Origin of the sequence: Paenibacillus woosongensis (assembly GCF_030122845.1) — a bacterium.
GTDB classification, from domain to species: domain Bacteria; phylum Bacillota; class Bacilli; order Paenibacillales; family Paenibacillaceae; genus Fontibacillus; species Fontibacillus woosongensis_A.
In genome coordinates this window covers 4014266-4029476 of record NZ_CP126084.1, presented here as the reverse complement: position 1 = coordinate 4029476, position 15211 = coordinate 4014266, and the positions used below count along the sequence as shown (strand labels likewise).

17 protein-coding genes and 1 other annotated feature are annotated in these 15211 nt (G+C 51.0%); all 17 genes read left to right on the top strand.

The features are described from left to right. The first annotated feature begins 34 nt into the window (after positions 1-34). The 17 genes from QNH46_RS18450 to ilvE all read left to right on the top strand — a co-directional run bounded on the left by QNH46_RS18450 (position 35) and on the right by ilvE (position 15093). Positions 35-697 (top strand): septum site-determining protein MinC, encoded by a 663-nt coding sequence (locus QNH46_RS18450; protein WP_283925538.1) that lies wholly within the window; start codon positions 35-37, stop codon positions 695-697. Positions 698-700: 3 nt separating this feature from the next. Further along, on the top strand, positions 701-1495 hold the full coding sequence (gene minD, locus QNH46_RS18445; RefSeq protein WP_155611524.1) for a septum site-determining protein MinD: 795 nt from the start codon (positions 701-703) through the stop codon (positions 1493-1495). 6 nt (positions 1496-1501) lie between these two features. Then, on the top strand, positions 1502-2650 hold the full coding sequence (locus QNH46_RS18440) for an FtsW/RodA/SpoVE family cell cycle protein (protein ID WP_213594526.1): 1149 nt from the start codon (positions 1502-1504) through the stop codon (positions 2648-2650). 196 nt (positions 2651-2846) lie between these two features. Further along, positions 2847-3785: a M23 family metallopeptidase gene (locus QNH46_RS18435; protein WP_283925537.1), complete on the top strand. Its 939-nt coding sequence runs from the start codon at positions 2847-2849 to the stop codon at positions 3783-3785. Beyond that, positions 3778-4635, top strand: a complete 858-nt coding sequence (locus QNH46_RS18430) for a site-2 protease family protein (protein ID WP_283925536.1) — start codon at positions 3778-3780, stop codon at positions 4633-4635. The genes QNH46_RS18435 and QNH46_RS18430 overlap by 8 nt, the downstream gene beginning before the upstream one ends. Before the next feature lie 63 nt (positions 4636-4698). Beyond that, entirely contained in the window at positions 4699-5892 is a 1194-nt protein-coding gene (locus tag QNH46_RS18425; protein WP_283928490.1) for an Rne/Rng family ribonuclease, read from the top strand. A gap of 74 nt (positions 5893-5966) precedes the next feature. Continuing rightward, positions 5967-6049, top strand: a sequence feature (ribosomal protein L21 leader region). 13 nt (positions 6050-6062) lie between these two features. Continuing rightward, positions 6063-6374, top strand: coding sequence for a 50S ribosomal protein L21 (rplU, locus tag QNH46_RS18420; protein ID WP_055105540.1), 312 nt, complete (start codon positions 6063-6065; stop codon positions 6372-6374). 14 nt (positions 6375-6388) lie between these two features. Further along, on the top strand, positions 6389-6721 hold the full coding sequence (locus tag QNH46_RS18415; protein ID WP_283925535.1) for a ribosomal-processing cysteine protease Prp: 333 nt from the start codon (positions 6389-6391) through the stop codon (positions 6719-6721). A gap of 18 nt (positions 6722-6739) precedes the next feature. Continuing rightward, positions 6740-7051 carry a 50S ribosomal protein L27 gene (rpmA, locus tag QNH46_RS18410; protein WP_019638294.1) on the top strand — a complete coding sequence of 104 codons (312 nt, stop codon included), beginning with the start codon at positions 6740-6742 and terminating at the stop codon, positions 7049-7051. Positions 7052-7216: 165 nt separating this feature from the next. After that, entirely contained in the window at positions 7217-7981 is a 765-nt protein-coding gene (locus QNH46_RS18405) for a Spo0B domain-containing protein (RefSeq protein WP_283925534.1), read from the top strand. Then, a complete protein-coding gene (gene obgE, locus QNH46_RS18400; protein ID WP_283925533.1) occupies positions 7972-9282 on the top strand; it encodes a GTPase ObgE in 1311 nt (436 codons plus the stop codon). The genes QNH46_RS18405 and obgE overlap by 10 nt, the downstream gene beginning before the upstream one ends. Before the next feature lie 168 nt (positions 9283-9450). After that, positions 9451-9888 carry an ACT domain-containing protein gene (locus tag QNH46_RS18395; protein WP_213594539.1) on the top strand — a complete coding sequence of 146 codons (438 nt, stop codon included), beginning with the start codon at positions 9451-9453 and terminating at the stop codon, positions 9886-9888. Between the two features lie 64 nt (positions 9889-9952). Beyond that, positions 9953-11239 carry a homoserine dehydrogenase gene (locus QNH46_RS18390; protein ID WP_283925532.1) on the top strand — a complete coding sequence of 429 codons (1287 nt, stop codon included), beginning with the start codon at positions 9953-9955 and terminating at the stop codon, positions 11237-11239. Between the two features lie 44 nt (positions 11240-11283). After that, positions 11284-12354 carry a threonine synthase gene (gene thrC, locus QNH46_RS18385; RefSeq protein WP_155611532.1) on the top strand — a complete coding sequence of 357 codons (1071 nt, stop codon included), beginning with the start codon at positions 11284-11286 and terminating at the stop codon, positions 12352-12354. Continuing rightward, the gene (thrB, locus tag QNH46_RS18380; RefSeq protein WP_283925531.1) at positions 12351-13319 is read left to right on the top strand and encodes a homoserine kinase; all 969 of its coding nucleotides are present in this window, start codon (positions 12351-12353) and stop codon (positions 13317-13319) included. Before thrC ends, thrB begins: the two co-directional genes overlap by 4 nt. Beyond that, a complete protein-coding gene (gene pheA / locus QNH46_RS18375; RefSeq protein WP_283925530.1) occupies positions 13316-14215 on the top strand; it encodes a prephenate dehydratase in 900 nt (299 codons plus the stop codon). Before thrB ends, pheA begins: the two co-directional genes overlap by 4 nt. Continuing rightward, positions 14215-15093 carry a branched-chain-amino-acid transaminase gene (gene ilvE / locus QNH46_RS18370; RefSeq protein WP_155611535.1) on the top strand — a complete coding sequence of 293 codons (879 nt, stop codon included), beginning with the start codon at positions 14215-14217 and terminating at the stop codon, positions 15091-15093. The genes pheA and ilvE overlap by 1 nt, the downstream gene beginning before the upstream one ends. The last annotated feature ends 118 nt before the right edge of the window (positions 15094-15211 follow it).

Genomic DNA, 15211 nt, shown 5'->3' with positions numbered 1-15211 from the left:
TTGCACGAAATGAATAGGGGGGAGGGACAGGCTTATGACAGTGAAATCGAAGCACGTTACGATCAAGGGCATCAAAGATGGCCTGGTATTCCTGCTTGACGATGAGTGTGATTTGCAACAGCTTCTGGATGAGCTGCGCTATAAATTGGAGCATAGCCACCAGAATATTCTGACAGGGCCGATTATTCATGTAGATGTCAAATTGGGCAAGCGAATCGTAACAGATGCAGAGAAGGAAATGATCCTTGATATATTGAAGCAAAAAGGCAATTTGCTAGTCCGGTCGGTAGATTCGCCATTAGCGGAAGAAGACCGTCCCAAGGAAGGGCAGCTCACGACGATAATCGGGATTGTGCGCTCCGGGCAGATTCTGCAGCATGACGGCAATCTGCTGTTTCTCGGAGACGTCAATCCGGGAGGGACAATCTCCTGCACCGGTGACGTGTATATTCTGGGGGCTTTGCGGGGAATGGTCCATGCCGGGGCAGAGGGCAAAGAAGATGCCATCATCGCAGCTTCGTTTTTATCACCGACGCAGCTGCGCATTGCCGAAGTCTATAGCCGGCCTCCAGACGAGTGGGATCATCGCGAGAGCAGCATGGAATTCGCTTTTTTGCGTGACGGGATGATGCAGATTGACAAAATTACGAACATAACCCGGGTGCGTCCGGACTTTAAGATGTTCAAAGGGGTGTAAACTATGGGAGAAGCTATCGTTGTCACTTCGGGCAAAGGCGGCGTAGGGAAGACGACTACGTCCGCGAATATCGGTACGGCTCTGGCGCTGCTTGGCAAGAAGGTATGTCTCGTCGATACGGACATCGGCCTGCGGAACCTGGATGTCGTGATGGGCCTGGAGAACCGGATCATCTATGATTTGATCGACGTGGCCGAAGGGCGCTGCCGCCTGAACCAGGCTTTGGTGAAGGATAAACGTTTTGATGAATTGTACATGCTGCCCGCCGCGCAAACGAAAGACAAGAATGCCGTGTCGGAAGAGCAGGTCAAGGATATCGTTCTTGAACTGAAGAAGGAATATGAATACGTTATTATCGATTGCCCTGCTGGAATAGAACAAGGCTTCAAAAATGCGATCGCCGGAGCAGATCAAGCGATTGTCGTCACGACACCGGAAAATGCCGCTGTCCGTGATGCGGATCGGATCATCGGCCTGCTCGAGAGCTCGCATATCGGTTCGCCGAAGCTGGTCGTAAACCGGATTAAGGTCGATATGGTGAAGTCGGGAAGCATGCTGGATATCGAAGGTATTTTGCAGGTGCTCAATATCGATCTCATCGGCATCGTGCCGGATGACGAGCTTGTCATCAAAGCGGCGAACAATGGGGAGCCTACCGTAATGAACCCCGATTCAAAGGCCGCGATTGCCTATCGTAACATTGCCCGGCGCATATTGGGAGACACCGTCCCTCTCATGCTGCTTGACCAGAAGAAAGGCATGTTTACACGCTTTAAGAAGTTTTTCGGAATGGGTTGATCCTTGTTGTTCTTCAAACTCAAAAAAATCGATTGGCTTATGGTGACAATCCTGGTCTTGTTTATGATTATGAGCACGATGCTTGTTCACAGTGCAATAGCTCCATATGCGCCCGATTTCAAGAACTACGATTTAAAGACTTTAATGTTCTATGGCCTCGGCTTTGCCGTGGTATTCGGCATGTCGATCGTCGATTACCGCACGTTGCTACGCTATAGCTGGTATGTATATGGAACGGGCAGCTTGCTGCTCGTTCTTGTCTTCTTGTTTGCGCCGGAAATTAATGGCGCACGGAGCTGGTTTGAGCTTCCGGGAGGCCTATTGTTTCAACCGGCAGAGCTCGTCAAAATCATTTTGATTATGACTACGGCCTATTTGCTCGGGAAGCGGGAAGGCCGGCTGCTCAGCTTCCGGCGCGACGTTGTTCCGATTACGGCGGTAACCTTGCTGCCTTTCCTGCTGGTGCTGATTCAACCGGATTTGGGGAATGCGATCATCTATCTGGTTGTACTCTGCGCCATGCTATGGATCGGCAACACGAAATACAGCCATGTGCTCGTTGGCCTGACGGCATTCGTGGCTTTCCTGATCGTGTTCGTTACATTATTTAATGCTTATAACACGCAAATTCACGATTATCTGGCCGATAAAGGGAAACTGCACTGGTATCAGCGGATCAATACGTTTATCAATCCGGATTTGGCCTCGAATGATGCCAAGCACCAGTCCAGCTATGCCCAAATTGCGATTGGTTCCGGCGGGCTGACGGGTGACGGTTTTTTACAGGGCGAGCTAAAAAATAAACGGTTTGTTCCTTACCCGTATTCGGACTCGATATTCGTCGTCGTAGGCGAGGAATTCGGCTTTGTAGGCTCATCCTTACTGATGCTGCTCTACTTTTTGTTTATTTACAGGATGATTCAAATCGCGCTCCGCTGTATAGATAAGCGGGGAGCTTATATCATCGTGGGCATTGCGGCGATGTTTCTGTTCCAAATTTTCGAGAATGTAGGCATGATGATTGGCCTGATGCCGATTACAGGCATTACGCTGCCGTTTATTAGCTACGGAGGAACGTCGCTGCTGTTGAATATGCTGTGCATTGGGCTGGTATTCAGCATTATGCTTCACCAGGAGAAATATAAGGTAGATTAGAGCTGGGGCCGGCGCTGTAAGCGCCGGTTTTTTGCGTTCAATAAATGCGTAATGGGCTTGCCTTCATCAGAGAAGCTTGTTCATATTCCGTTCAAACCGCTCATAAACTAAATACAACATGTTTGCCGGGTACAGCCTGCCATGTTGCACGTATCGGAAAGAAATCGCCTGATGCTATTCGGAGGGGATATGGACGATGGACGTAAAATCGAATGTGAAGCGGCGGCGGGAAGAACGAATCAAGCAGCTTGTCTCGGGCGGACATCCCTATATGAAAGAAGTTAATTATGGATTGCAGGAGATGACGCGGCCCTCTGCAGACAGATACCCTGTAATACGGGACATGGACCATGCAGGGGACGACCAGCGCCCGCAGGATATCCGCCAGAGTGCGAAAAATGCGTCGGACAAGGAGCAGGATCCGGAATGGATGTGGAAGCATGGACAAGGCCGCTGGAATGATACGGGTTTGTTCGGCCGGGAGGATTCAGTCATGCCGAAGGATGGAAAGGGATCTTCCTTCTGGGGGATGCTGTTCATTCGTCTCTGCATCAGCATGCTGATCTTTGCCGGACTATGGGCCGTTAACCGGTATGAGCCGCCTTGGGCGGGATCCATCCGCCTATTCGTGGCCCATTCTTTAACCTATGAAATGGACTTTGGGGCCGCCGAAGCATGGTATAAGCGCAATTTTGGCGGAGCTCCGACTTTCATACCGATCTTTCGGCAAAACGAAGATAAAGGGGTTAAAGTCAACAATGCGAGCAGCTTCTCTGCTCCGCTCGACGGCAGAATTGCCAGTGCGTTCGCACTCAGTTTAAGGGGAATTAACATCGTGCCCGCTAATGATTCGAGTGCGGGCTTACAGGTTAAAAGCGTAGAAACAGGTAGGGTGCTCAGCGTCGGCAACGATGCCTTCACAGGTGAGACGGTTGTCGTTCAGCATGCCGGAGGTTACGTGTCTATTTACGGCAACCTGCAGCAATCCTTTGTAGAAAAAGGGGACTGGCTAGAGTCCGGGGATTTGGTCGGGAAGCTGGCAGTATCATCCGAACAGAACGTGCCGACCCTTTATTTCGCATTGAAGAAGAATGATCGCTATATTGATCCTGCGGATGTGATTCCATTTGATTAGATGGGGCGGCATTGCGATATCTTTTCACCCGTTGTTTGTCCTCGTCATGCTGGCATCTGTCATTACAGGCCATTTCCTGGAGCTGCTGACTTTGTTTGCGATCGTCTTCATTCACGAGTGGGGGCATGTGGCCGCTGCAAAATGGTTTGGCGTCCATGTTCTTTCTGTGCAGCTGCTGCCGTTTGGCGGCGTTGCCGTAATGGAGGATACGGCTTATTTGAATGCGGGGCGCGAGATGATGATTGCGCTAGCCGGGCCTTTGCAGAACGGGCTGCTGATTGGCTGCGCCTGGCTCCTGCATGCCGCCGGATTGTGGGACGGGCCCTACTATGACTATTTTGTACAGGGAAATGTGCTCATCGCATTGTTCAATTTGCTTCCGGTTCTGCCGCTGGACGGGGGAAAGATATTCCAGTCGCTCTGCAGTATTATTCTGCCGTACCATTTGGCGCTTGTCTGGTCGCTGCGCATCAGCTTGTTGTTCAGCCTTCTGCTTATCGGATATGCGCTGTATCCTCTGTTCTCACAGGGCGGAATGCTTCAGTTGAACCTGCTGTTAATAGGGCTGTTTCTGCTCTATTCCAATTATGTGGATTACCGCAACATTCCCTATCGTTTCATGCGATTTCTGATGAACAGGGAGCGTTCGTTCTCGCGCCATTTGCTTCATGGCAGCCTGGCGCAACCGATTGTAGCGGATAAAGTGCAACCTTTGGACCATATTTTGCGTCTTTTTAAAAGGGAAAAATACCATTTTATCTATGTGATGAACCGCCAGGGAAGGATCATTGCCGTTGTGCCGGAGCAACGGGTTATTTCCTCCTATTTTAAAGGCGGGCCTGCGGCATAGTATCCTGCCGTGGTATAATCACATCATATTCATTGCGTTGCAATGCAGACAGAGGGTGAGATCGTGAAACGGATGATTATTCACTGCAATTCCGGCTCTACCGAAATGGCGCTCCAGGAGGACGGCAGACTGGTGGAGTATGCCGTAGAGCGCTGTCAGGCCAAGGGGCTTGTCGGCAGTTTTTTTAAAGGGCGCGTAGTCAATGTGCTTCCCGGCATGCAGGCTGCCTTCGTGGATATCGGGCAGAAGAAGAATGCTTTTCTATATATCGATGACGTGCTTCATCCACATCTGGAAAGACAACCGAAAGTTAAACCGCCGATTTCCGAGCTGCTTCAGCCTGGCCAGGATATTATCGTGCAGGTTGTAAAGGACGCCATCGGCAACAAAGGACCGAGAGTTACGACGCATTATTCCCTTCCCGGCCGCTGGCTCGTATACATGCCTTCAGCTGCATATGTTGCGGTCTCCAAGAAGATTTTAGACGAAGATAAAAGACATCGGCTTAAAGCGATCGGCGATGAGCTTCGGCAGGAGGAGGAAGGGCTTATTCTCCGTACAGTGGCCGAGCTTGAGGAGCTGGAAGCCATTGCCATGGACCTGTCCCTGCTCCGCAAACAGTGGTCAGGGATATTGGAGAAGAGCAAGACGCATATCGCGCCCGCTCTTCTGCATCAGGAACTTAGCATGGTTCAGCGGCTGATGAGGGATGTGTACAGTCCAGAGACGGATGAGATCATTATGGACTGCCCCAAGCGGGCCGCTGAAGTGGCCGCGTTCCTGGAGATGATGATTCCCGGTCATGAGCAGGCCATCAAAATTTACGATAAGGAAGTTCCTCTATTTGAGTTTTATGGCGTGCAGAGCCAGCTGGATAAGGATTTCCAGCGGAAGCTGTGGCTGCCTGGCGGGGGATACTTGGTGTGGGATCAGACCGAGGCGCTGACCGTTATTGACGTCAACACAGGGAAATACATCGGCGGAAACTCGCTGGAGGAAACGGTGTTCCAGACCAATCTCGAAGCGGCGGCCGAAATGGCCAGGCTGATTCGTCTCAGGGACACTGGGGGCATTATCATCATCGATTTCATCGATATGGATCGCGAGGAGCACAGGGATGCCGTGTTGGACAAGCTTCACAGCTGCATGCAGGGTGATCGGACCCAGCATCATATTCTTGGCTGGACACGGCTTGGATTGCTTGAAATGACGCGAAAGCGAATACGGGAGGAGACAGCTGCTTCGGGCATGGATTAAATTTGCGGAATCGATTGATTTTGACCTTTTCCCGTGATATTATAGTTAAGTATGTGTCATGAGTGTAGCTTGTGCACATGCTGTAACCGCTCCGATCAGGTTAACAAGATCGTCGCATAACGCGGCGCACCTGAATTAGGCGAGTCTGAGACATGAGGAGGTGCAAGCAAATGTACGCAATTATCGAAACTGGCGGTAAACAATACCGTGTTCAAGAGGGCGATGTTCTTTACATCGAGAAATTGAACGCAGAGGACGGCGCAAGCGTGACGTTCGACCGTGTATTGGCTGTATCCAAAGGCGACGGTTTGGTAGCGGGAACTCCTGTAGTAGCCGGTGCTAGTGTAACAGCGAAAGTTGAGAAGCACGGCAAAGGCCGCAAGGTTGTCGTTTATAAATACAAACCGAAGAAGAACTACCACAAGAAACAAGGTCATCGTCAACCATACACGAAAGTGACCATCGAGAAAATCCAAGCGTAAGAAGGTGACGTACCTTGATTAGCGTCTCCATATTGCGTCGCAAGGATAACGAAATACATGGTTTCAAAGTAGAAGGTCATGCCCATTATGCCGAGCCAGGCCAAGACATTGTGTGCGCCGGGGTATCCGCCGTTACCGTTGGAACGGTGAATTCCATCGAGACGCTGACCGGAGTCGTCATGGATTCCAAGATGAAGAACGGGTTCTTGAACGCGAGTCTTCCTCATGTGGAGCAGCCGAAAGCTCTGGAGCAGGCACAGCTTCTCCTTGCTTCTATGGTCGTTATGCTGCAAAGTATCGAAATGTCATACGGTGAGTATATTCAGATACAAGATATCATTACTTAAAGAAGGAGGTAGACTATAATGTTGAAATTGGATCTCCAGTTATTCGCATCCAAGAAGGGTGTAGGTTCCACAAAGAACGGTCGTGACAGTATCGCTAAACGCCTTGGCGTGAAACGTGCTGACGGCCAAACTGTAACAGGCGGAAGCATTCTTGTTCGCCAACGCGGAACGAAGATTCATCCGGGTACCAACGTGGGAATCGGTAAAGACGACACGCTGTTTGCGAAAGTCGATGGCGTTGTTAAATTCGAACGTTGGGGACGCGATCGCAAGAAAGTGAGCGTCTACCCTGTGGAAGTTGCTCCTGTAGCGGCAGCAGTTGAAGCTTAATAGCTTGCTTATAAGCCCTCGGCACTCGTGCCGAGGGCTTTTTTGAGATTACTTGTTTCACTAGACTTTTTTAAGTCCATGCCGGGACAAGGATTGTGATATACTGGGTAAAGATGTTAAAAATAAAAAGGTCATGTACCCAATTGAAGAGGAACGGGGAAATTCATGAAACATCGGTTCACAGTGCCGGTCATTGCCGGAACGCTAACGCTTGCTTTGTTGGTGATATTGTACTTCGTTGAATCGACAGTATGGTATGTTGTGTTGTGCGTAGGTTTGCTGGCGGTGTTGTGGGGTTATAACAAATATGTAAAGGATCGGGCGGCGGATGAAAGGAAGCAGCTGCTGGAATCGGTACAAAGAACCGCGGCTGCCACACTGGGTCACCATCGGCATGATTGGATGAACGACCTGCAAATTTTGTACGGATACATTCAACTGGGCAAGATTGATAAACTGGCCAGCTGTGTGGACAGAATAAAGGAAAGGATGGCCGTAGAGAGCAAAATATCCCGCTTGGGCATCCCTTCGCTGGTTTTTTATTTGCAATCTTTTCGTGAAGTAAACAGCTCGGTTCAACTGGAGGTCAGCATTGAAGACGACCTGGAGCTAGGCAAGCTGCTCACTGCCGAGGATGCGGAGGAGTTGACAGAGGCCATCATTGACACGATCCGGGCCTTCCAATTTGCCGGCCGTTCCTCTTGGGGAGAAATGCTGCAGCTTAAAATGTCGATTGGTCTTGACGATAACGAGTTGTCGGTCAGTTTCGTTCAAAAGGAAAGCTCAGGAAATACGGAAATCCTCTTTCAGCGGTTATCTGAAGTCTTGGACGGAAAACAAATTCGTGCAGAGCACGGAGACTCCGGGCAAGCTTCGGTACGGCTAAGGATGCTGTGCGGAAATTTAAAAGAGGTGAACGCATGTTTATAGATAAAGCGAAAGTGTATGTAAAAGGCGGCGACGGCGGCGACGGTATCGTTGCCTTCCGCCGGGAGAAATATGTTCCGGAAGGCGGTCCTGCGGGCGGCGACGGCGGGAAGGGCGGAGACGTCATATTCCGTGTAGACGAAGGTCTGCGCACGCTTATGGATTTCCGCTATCAGCGGCATTTCAAGGCGGATCGCGGTGTCAAGGGGCGAAACAAAAGCCAGCACGGGGCAAATGCCGAAAATATGATCGTTCGGATTCCGCCGGGAACGGTCATTATCGATGACGACACCCAGGAGGTGCTCGCCGATTTAACCCGGCACGGACAACAAATCGTAGTAGCGAGGGGAGGCCGCGGAGGCCGGGGCAATACCCGCTTTGCGACGCCGAGCAACCCGGCTCCAGAGCTCGCAGAGCATGGAGAGGAAGGCGAGGAGCGCTGGATTGTGCTGGAGCTTAAGGTGATGGCCGACGTGGGGTTGGTCGGATTTCCGAGTGTAGGCAAGTCTACGCTGTTATCCGTTGTATCTGCGGCTCAGCCGAAAATCGGGGCTTATCATTTTACGACCATCACGCCGAATCTCGGGGTGGTGGACGTCGACGAAGGGCGCAGCTTCGTTATGGCCGACCTCCCGGGCCTTATCGAAGGGGCGCATGAGGGCGTGGGTCTAGGTCATGAATTTCTTCGCCATGTGGAGCGGACGCGCGTTATTATTCATGTTGTCGATATGGCCGGATCGGAAGGCCGCGATCCGTTCGACGACTGGTTGAAGATCAACGAAGAGCTTAAGCTGTATAACGCCCAGCTCGAGAACCGTCCGCAGATCGTAGCTGCAAACAAGATGGATATGCCGGATGCGGCGGAACATTTGGAGAAGTTCCGCAAACAGGTAAGCGAGATTCGCCCTGATCTTGAAATCATGCCGATATCCTCCCTGACCCGTCAGGGGATCAAGGAACTGATTTACAGAACGGCCGATTTGCTTGATCAGATTCCGGAGGAGCCAGCGCTGGAGGAAGTTACCGAATTAAGCGAACGGAAAATTTACAAGCTGGAGAAGGAAGAGGAGCAGGACTTCGTGATTCGCCGCGAGAACGAGGACTTTGTCGTCGAGAGCGCGAAGATCGAAAGAATGATGAAGCGAATGCAATTGAATACGCATGACGCCATTCTCAAGCTTGCGCGTACCATGCGGCATATGGGCGTGGACGACGAATTACGGAGACGCGGCGCCAAGGACGGAACGATTGTCCGAATCGGCGATTTTGAATTCGAATTTGTTGAGGGAAGCAGCTACTATTAAAGTCTTTATGGAGAGCACCTGTAAAGGGTGCTCTTTGTTGTATATCGGCAAAAACCGCGCTCAGGGGAAATCCGCGAAAATCTGTGCGGAAAATAGGTTGCCTCCAGACTTTTTTTTCGTTATAATGTCCACTATACGAAAACATTAGTCTTTAAGGGGAGGACGTTTGTGAAGGAGCGTTATTACTTGGTCCGTGAAGATATTTTGCCGGAAGCAGTGATCAAGACGCTTCAGGTGAAGCAGCTGCTTGCTGCCGGGGACGTTAAAACCGTGCATGAAGCGACGCTCCAGGTCGGGCTTAGCCGCAGTGCTTTTTATAAGTATAAGGACGGCATTCATCCGTTGAACCAGATGGAGCGGGAAGAAATCGTCACGATATCGTTCGATCTGGAACATCGCTCCGGCATCTTATCCCAAGTACTTTCCTTGCTTGCCGGATCGGGAGGGAATGTGCTTACGATCAATCAGAGCATTCCTTTACAGGGAAGAGCAAATGTTGTCATCTCCGTGGAAACTTCGCGGCTGACGGAGGAGCTGGATAAGATGCTCAAGGCATTGCAAGAAATCTCCGGCGTGAAGAAAATTCAAATCGTCGGTCAAGGATAGGTATTTCCCGCAGCAATACAATTCGACATAAACAACCCGTATAGGGAACAGGAGGGGACTTATATTGAAACCCGTTAAGGTAGGATTACTGGGGCTTGGCACCGTAGGAACCGGCGTTGTGCGCATCGTCGAAGGACATCAGGAGGATTTGAGCAGTCAAGTCGGATCTCCAATTATCATCGAGAAGGTGGCCGTTAAAAATCTGGAGAAGGCCAGAAGCATTGAAATCGAGCAAAGCAAGCTTACGGAAGATCCTTGGGAGGTGATCCGCGATCCGGAAATCGATGTCATCGTCGAGGTGATGGGAGGTGTGGAGGCTGCCAAGGAATATATCCTCGAAGCGCTGGATCGGGGAAAACATATTGTAACGGCAAACAAGGATCTTATGGCGCTCTATGGCTCGGAGATCATGGCCAAGGCGTTGGAGAAGCAATGTGATGTATTCTATGAAGCGAGTGTGGCCGGGGGGATTCCGATCATCCGGACGCTGATCGAGGGCTTCTCTTCGGATCGAATCGTTAAGATTATGGGGATCGTCAATGGGACGACAAACTATATTCTGAGCAAGATGAGCCAAGAAGATGCATCCTACGAGGATGTCCTCAAGGAAGCGCAGGAGCTTGGCTATGCCGAAGCTGACCCGACTTCAGACGTGGAAGGCCTGGATGCGGCCCGCAAGATGGTCATCTTGGGAACGCTCGGCTTCAGAACGAACGTGGAGTTGAGCGATGTCGATGTCCGGGGGATTTCGAGCGTGTCCAAGGAGGATATCGCTTATGCGAAGAAGCTGGGCTATGAGATGAAGCTGCTCGGCATCGCCGATCGCCAGGACGATGAATTCAGTGTCAGCGTTCAGCCGACAATGGTGAAGAAGAGTCATCCGATCGCTGCCGTCAACGGCGTATTCAACGCTGTTTATGTCCATGGCGAGGCGGTTGGCGAGACGATGTTCTACGGCGCTGGAGCCGGGGAAATGCCGACGGCCACTTCGGTAGTCGCTGATTTGGTTGCGGTAGTGAAGAATCTGAAGCTCGGAGTCAACGGCCTGAAAGCAATGGTTCCTTATAAAACGAAGAAGCTGAAGAGCGACGAGCAAATCGCCTACAAGAACTTCCTGCTGCTTGAAGTCGACGACAAAGCTGGCGTGCTAGCCCAAATTACTCAAGTGTTCGGGGAATATGATGTCAGTCTGGAATCGGTCGTGCAATCGCCAAATGAGCATACGCCGGATGCTGAAATCATTATCGTTACTCATCATGCCTCGAAGGCGAACATGGATAAAGTGCTGAAGCATTTCGAGACACTGAAGGTTATTCGCCGCGTTAAGAGCGTGTACCGCGTAGAAGGTTAAAGATCTTCTCGTTTATTCCTAATAATAAAAGGGGTTTTTATTTCATGAGATATCTTGGATTGCTTCATACCTACAAAGAGTATTTGCCTATTAACGACAACACGCCGCTGCTAACGCTGCATGAAGGCAATACGCCGCTCGTTCGTGCTGATAATTTGTCCGAGGAGCTGGGGCTCGATCTGTATTTTAAATACGAGGGTCTGAACCCAACGGGTTCATTTAAAGACCGCGGAATGGTCATGGCCGTGGCTAAGGCGATTGAGGAAGGCAGCAACACGATTATGTGCGCCTCTACGGGGAACACGTCCGCTGCCGCTGCGGCGTATGCAGCGCGTGCAGGGCTGAACTGCATCGTGCTGATCCCGAACAATAACATCGCTCTCGGCAAACTGGCCCAAGCGATGATTTACGGAGCCAAAGTTATTGCCATCGAAGGGAACTTTGACCGTGCGCTTGAAATCGTCCGCGATATTACGGCGAAGCATCCGATTACGCTGGTGAACTCGGTGAACCCGTACCGCATTGAAGGACAGAAGACGGCAGCGTTTGAAGTTTGCGACCAATTGGGTAAAGCGCCGGACGTCCTGGCGATTCCAGTCGGCAATGCGGGGAATATTTCTGCATACTGGAAGGGCTTTAAGGAGTATCAGCAGCATGGCAAGAGCAACTCACTTCCGCGCATGGTCGGCTTTGAAGCCGAAGGAGCGATGGCTATCGTTAAAGGTGAGCCGATCCTGGAGCCCGAAACTGTTGCGACCGCAATCCGCATCGGCAACCCGGCAAGCTGGAAGACGGCAGTAGCCGCCGCAGAGGAGTCTGGTGGACAGATCAATTACGTAACCGATGAAGAAATTTTGACAGCGTATAAGACGATCGCGGCGCGTGAAGGCATTTTTGCGGAACCGGCTTCTGCGGCATCTGTTGCCGGTGTGTATAAGCTCCATCGCGAAGGTTACTTTAAAGGTGGAGAAACCGTTGTTTGCGTCTTGACCGGCCATGGCTTGAAGGATCCTAATATTGCGATCAAGAGCATTGGCAGCGAGCCAATTGTCGTGAAGGATACGGAAGAAGCAGTTATGGCGGCCATCGCGAAGCTGCAAGGAGAGCAGCAATGATGTCTGAAGCGGGCGTACGCGTCAAAGTACCTGCGAGTACGGCAAATCTGGGTCCAGGCTTCGATACGCTCGGTATGGCCCTGTCGCTTTACGCCTGGATTGAGATGAAACCAGCGGAAGCGACGAATATTCATTTATACGGCGATCAGATGAAGGGGATTCCAACCAATAAAAGCAATCTTATTTACGAGGTAGCTCAATCCGTTTTTCGCGAAGCAGGGGTATCTCTTCCCGAGCTGGAAATTTCCATGTATTCGGATATTCCGCTTACCAGAGGTCTTGGCAGCAGTGCATCGGCGATCGTCGGTGCACTGGTCGCGGCAAATGAGTTGATCGGTTCCCCGCTGGATCAAGCCAAGCTGTTTGATATGGCTACGGCGCTTGAGAAGCATCCGGATAATGTCGGCGCTTCCCTATTTGGGGGATTGATTACGGCTGTATGGGACGGGGCCCATGCTGAGTATTTGCGGATCGAGCCGCCGGCCGATCTGGAGGTTTTGGTGGCGATTCCCGACTTCCAGCTCTCAACATCGAAAGCGCGTCAGGTACTTCCCGAACAGGTCAGCTTGGGCGATGCCGTATTTAATATTAGCCGGACCTCTCTGTTTACAGCAGCGATGGCTTCCGGCAGGCTTGACCTGATTCGTGCGTCGATGCAGGATCGGCTGCATCAGCCGTTCCGTGCTTCCTTGGTGCCGGGAATGGAGCGCATATTGAAAGAGGCGACGGAGCACGGCGCCCTCGGCGCTGCGCTTAGTGGAGCGGGTCCGACGCTGCTGGCGCTGATGGACCGCCGCGAGAAAAGAAGCGCAGAATTAGAGCGCTTTTTGCTTGAGGTGCTTGGCGAGCAGGGAATCCGGGCTCAGACGATTTGGCTGCAACCTTGCACACAAGGCGCTAAGACGCTTACTATAAATATAGGTGAGCAGTTCATTGATTCCATAAAAGGGGAAGTCAGAGCATGAAAGTGATTGCGTTGCTGCCGGAAGGCTCGGTATCTCATGAGGCCGTTCTTCATTTATTTGGCGAAGAGCAGGTACAGCTGCTTCATTGCAAGCAGATTTCCGACGTGTTTCTGGCGACGGCAAATGGAGCAAGCCAGTACAGCGTCATCCCGATTGAAAATACGATTGAAGGCTCCGTTAGTTTGCATATGGATTGGCTCGTTCATGAAGTCGATATCCCGATGCAAGTAGAGTGGGTGTACCCTTCCATTCAAAATTTAATCGGCGACAGGAAAGAATTCGTATCGGATTCCGATGCGAGTCAGATTGATTATGCAAAAGTGACCAAGGTGCTGTCACATCCGGTGGCTATGGCGCAGTGCATGCAGTTCCTGAAGGCCAACATGCCTCAAGCGGAACTGGAGCATGTCGCAAGTACGTCGGAAGCCGTAAAGCTGGTTAAGCAGCGCCCTGGCGAAGGCTGGACGGCAATCGGTACTGCGCTTGGCGCCAAGACGCATGGGCTGGATATTTTGGCCGACCGGGTCACGGATCATGACAACAACTATACCCGGTTTGTCCTGATCGGTCAGGAGCCGCTTCAATTGAAACGGAGTGAGGTTGCCCAGGATAAAACGAGCATTCTGGTCACGCTTCCCGAGGATTTTCCGGGCGCTCTGCATCAAGTGCTGTCGGCGTTTGCCTGGCGAAAGCTGAACCTGTCTCGCATCGAATCGAGACCTACCAAGAAGCGGCTTGGAAGTTACTATTTTTATATGGATGTCCTCTCCTCCCTGGACACTGTCCTGCTGCAATCAGCCATTGGAGAGATTGAGGCGTTAGGCTGCCAAGTGCGTATACTTGGTTCCTACCCAAGTTATTCTGTGAAGAATCAAAAGCTGGAGGTGCGAAAATAATGGCAGAACAATGGATTTATTTAGATGGACAATTCGTAACAAAGGAAAATGCAAAGATCTCCGTATACGATCACGGTTTCTTATACGGTGATGGGATATTCGAAGGAATTCGCATCTATAACGGGAATATTTTCAAATGCAAAGAGCACTTGGACCGCTTGTATGATTCCGCGAAATCGATCATGCTGAACATTCCTCTCACGTATCAGGAGATGGAGGACGCTTTGGTCGAAACACTGCGTCGTAACGAGCTCCGCGACGGGTACATCCGTCTGGTTGTGTCCCGCGGTGCAGGCAACCTGGGGCTGGATCCGAACCGCTGTCCTAAGGCCTCTGTCATTATCATCGCTGAGCAGCTCGCGATTTATTCAGAGGAGGCATACAAAACCGGCTTGAAGACGGTGTCCGTATCGACGAAACGCAATATTCCGGATGCGCTGAACCCGAAGATCAAATCGCTGAACTATTTGAACAACATCCTGGTTAAAATCCAATCCAACCTGTCGGGTGCGGGCGAAGCGATTATGCTGAACTCGCAAGGCTATGTGACCGAAGGCTCGGGAGATAATATTTTTATCGTGAAGAACGGGGTCATTACGACACCGCCATGCTATTTAGGCGCATTAGAGGGGATTACCCGCCAAGCCATCATTGATATTTGCCATGAGAAGGGCTATAAGCTGAAGGAAGAGCCGTTTACGCTTCATGATGTTTATGTAGCTGATGAAGTATTCCTGACAGGAACGGCTGCTGAGGTTATTGCGGTCCGTGAAGTCGATGGGCGGATTATTGGTGAGGGACATGCCGGCCCGATCACGCTCAAGCTGTTGGAGGAATTCCGCAGCATTGTGGATAAAGACGGCTTAAAAGTTTGGTAAGACTCTAATTTAAGGAACCTATCCTTTTTTTCTATAAAGAAGGATAGGTTTTTTTCGTTACATGGATGTCAAAAGCCGGGCTCCTGCATAGGATGTATTAAATGGGCCCCGGGCGAAG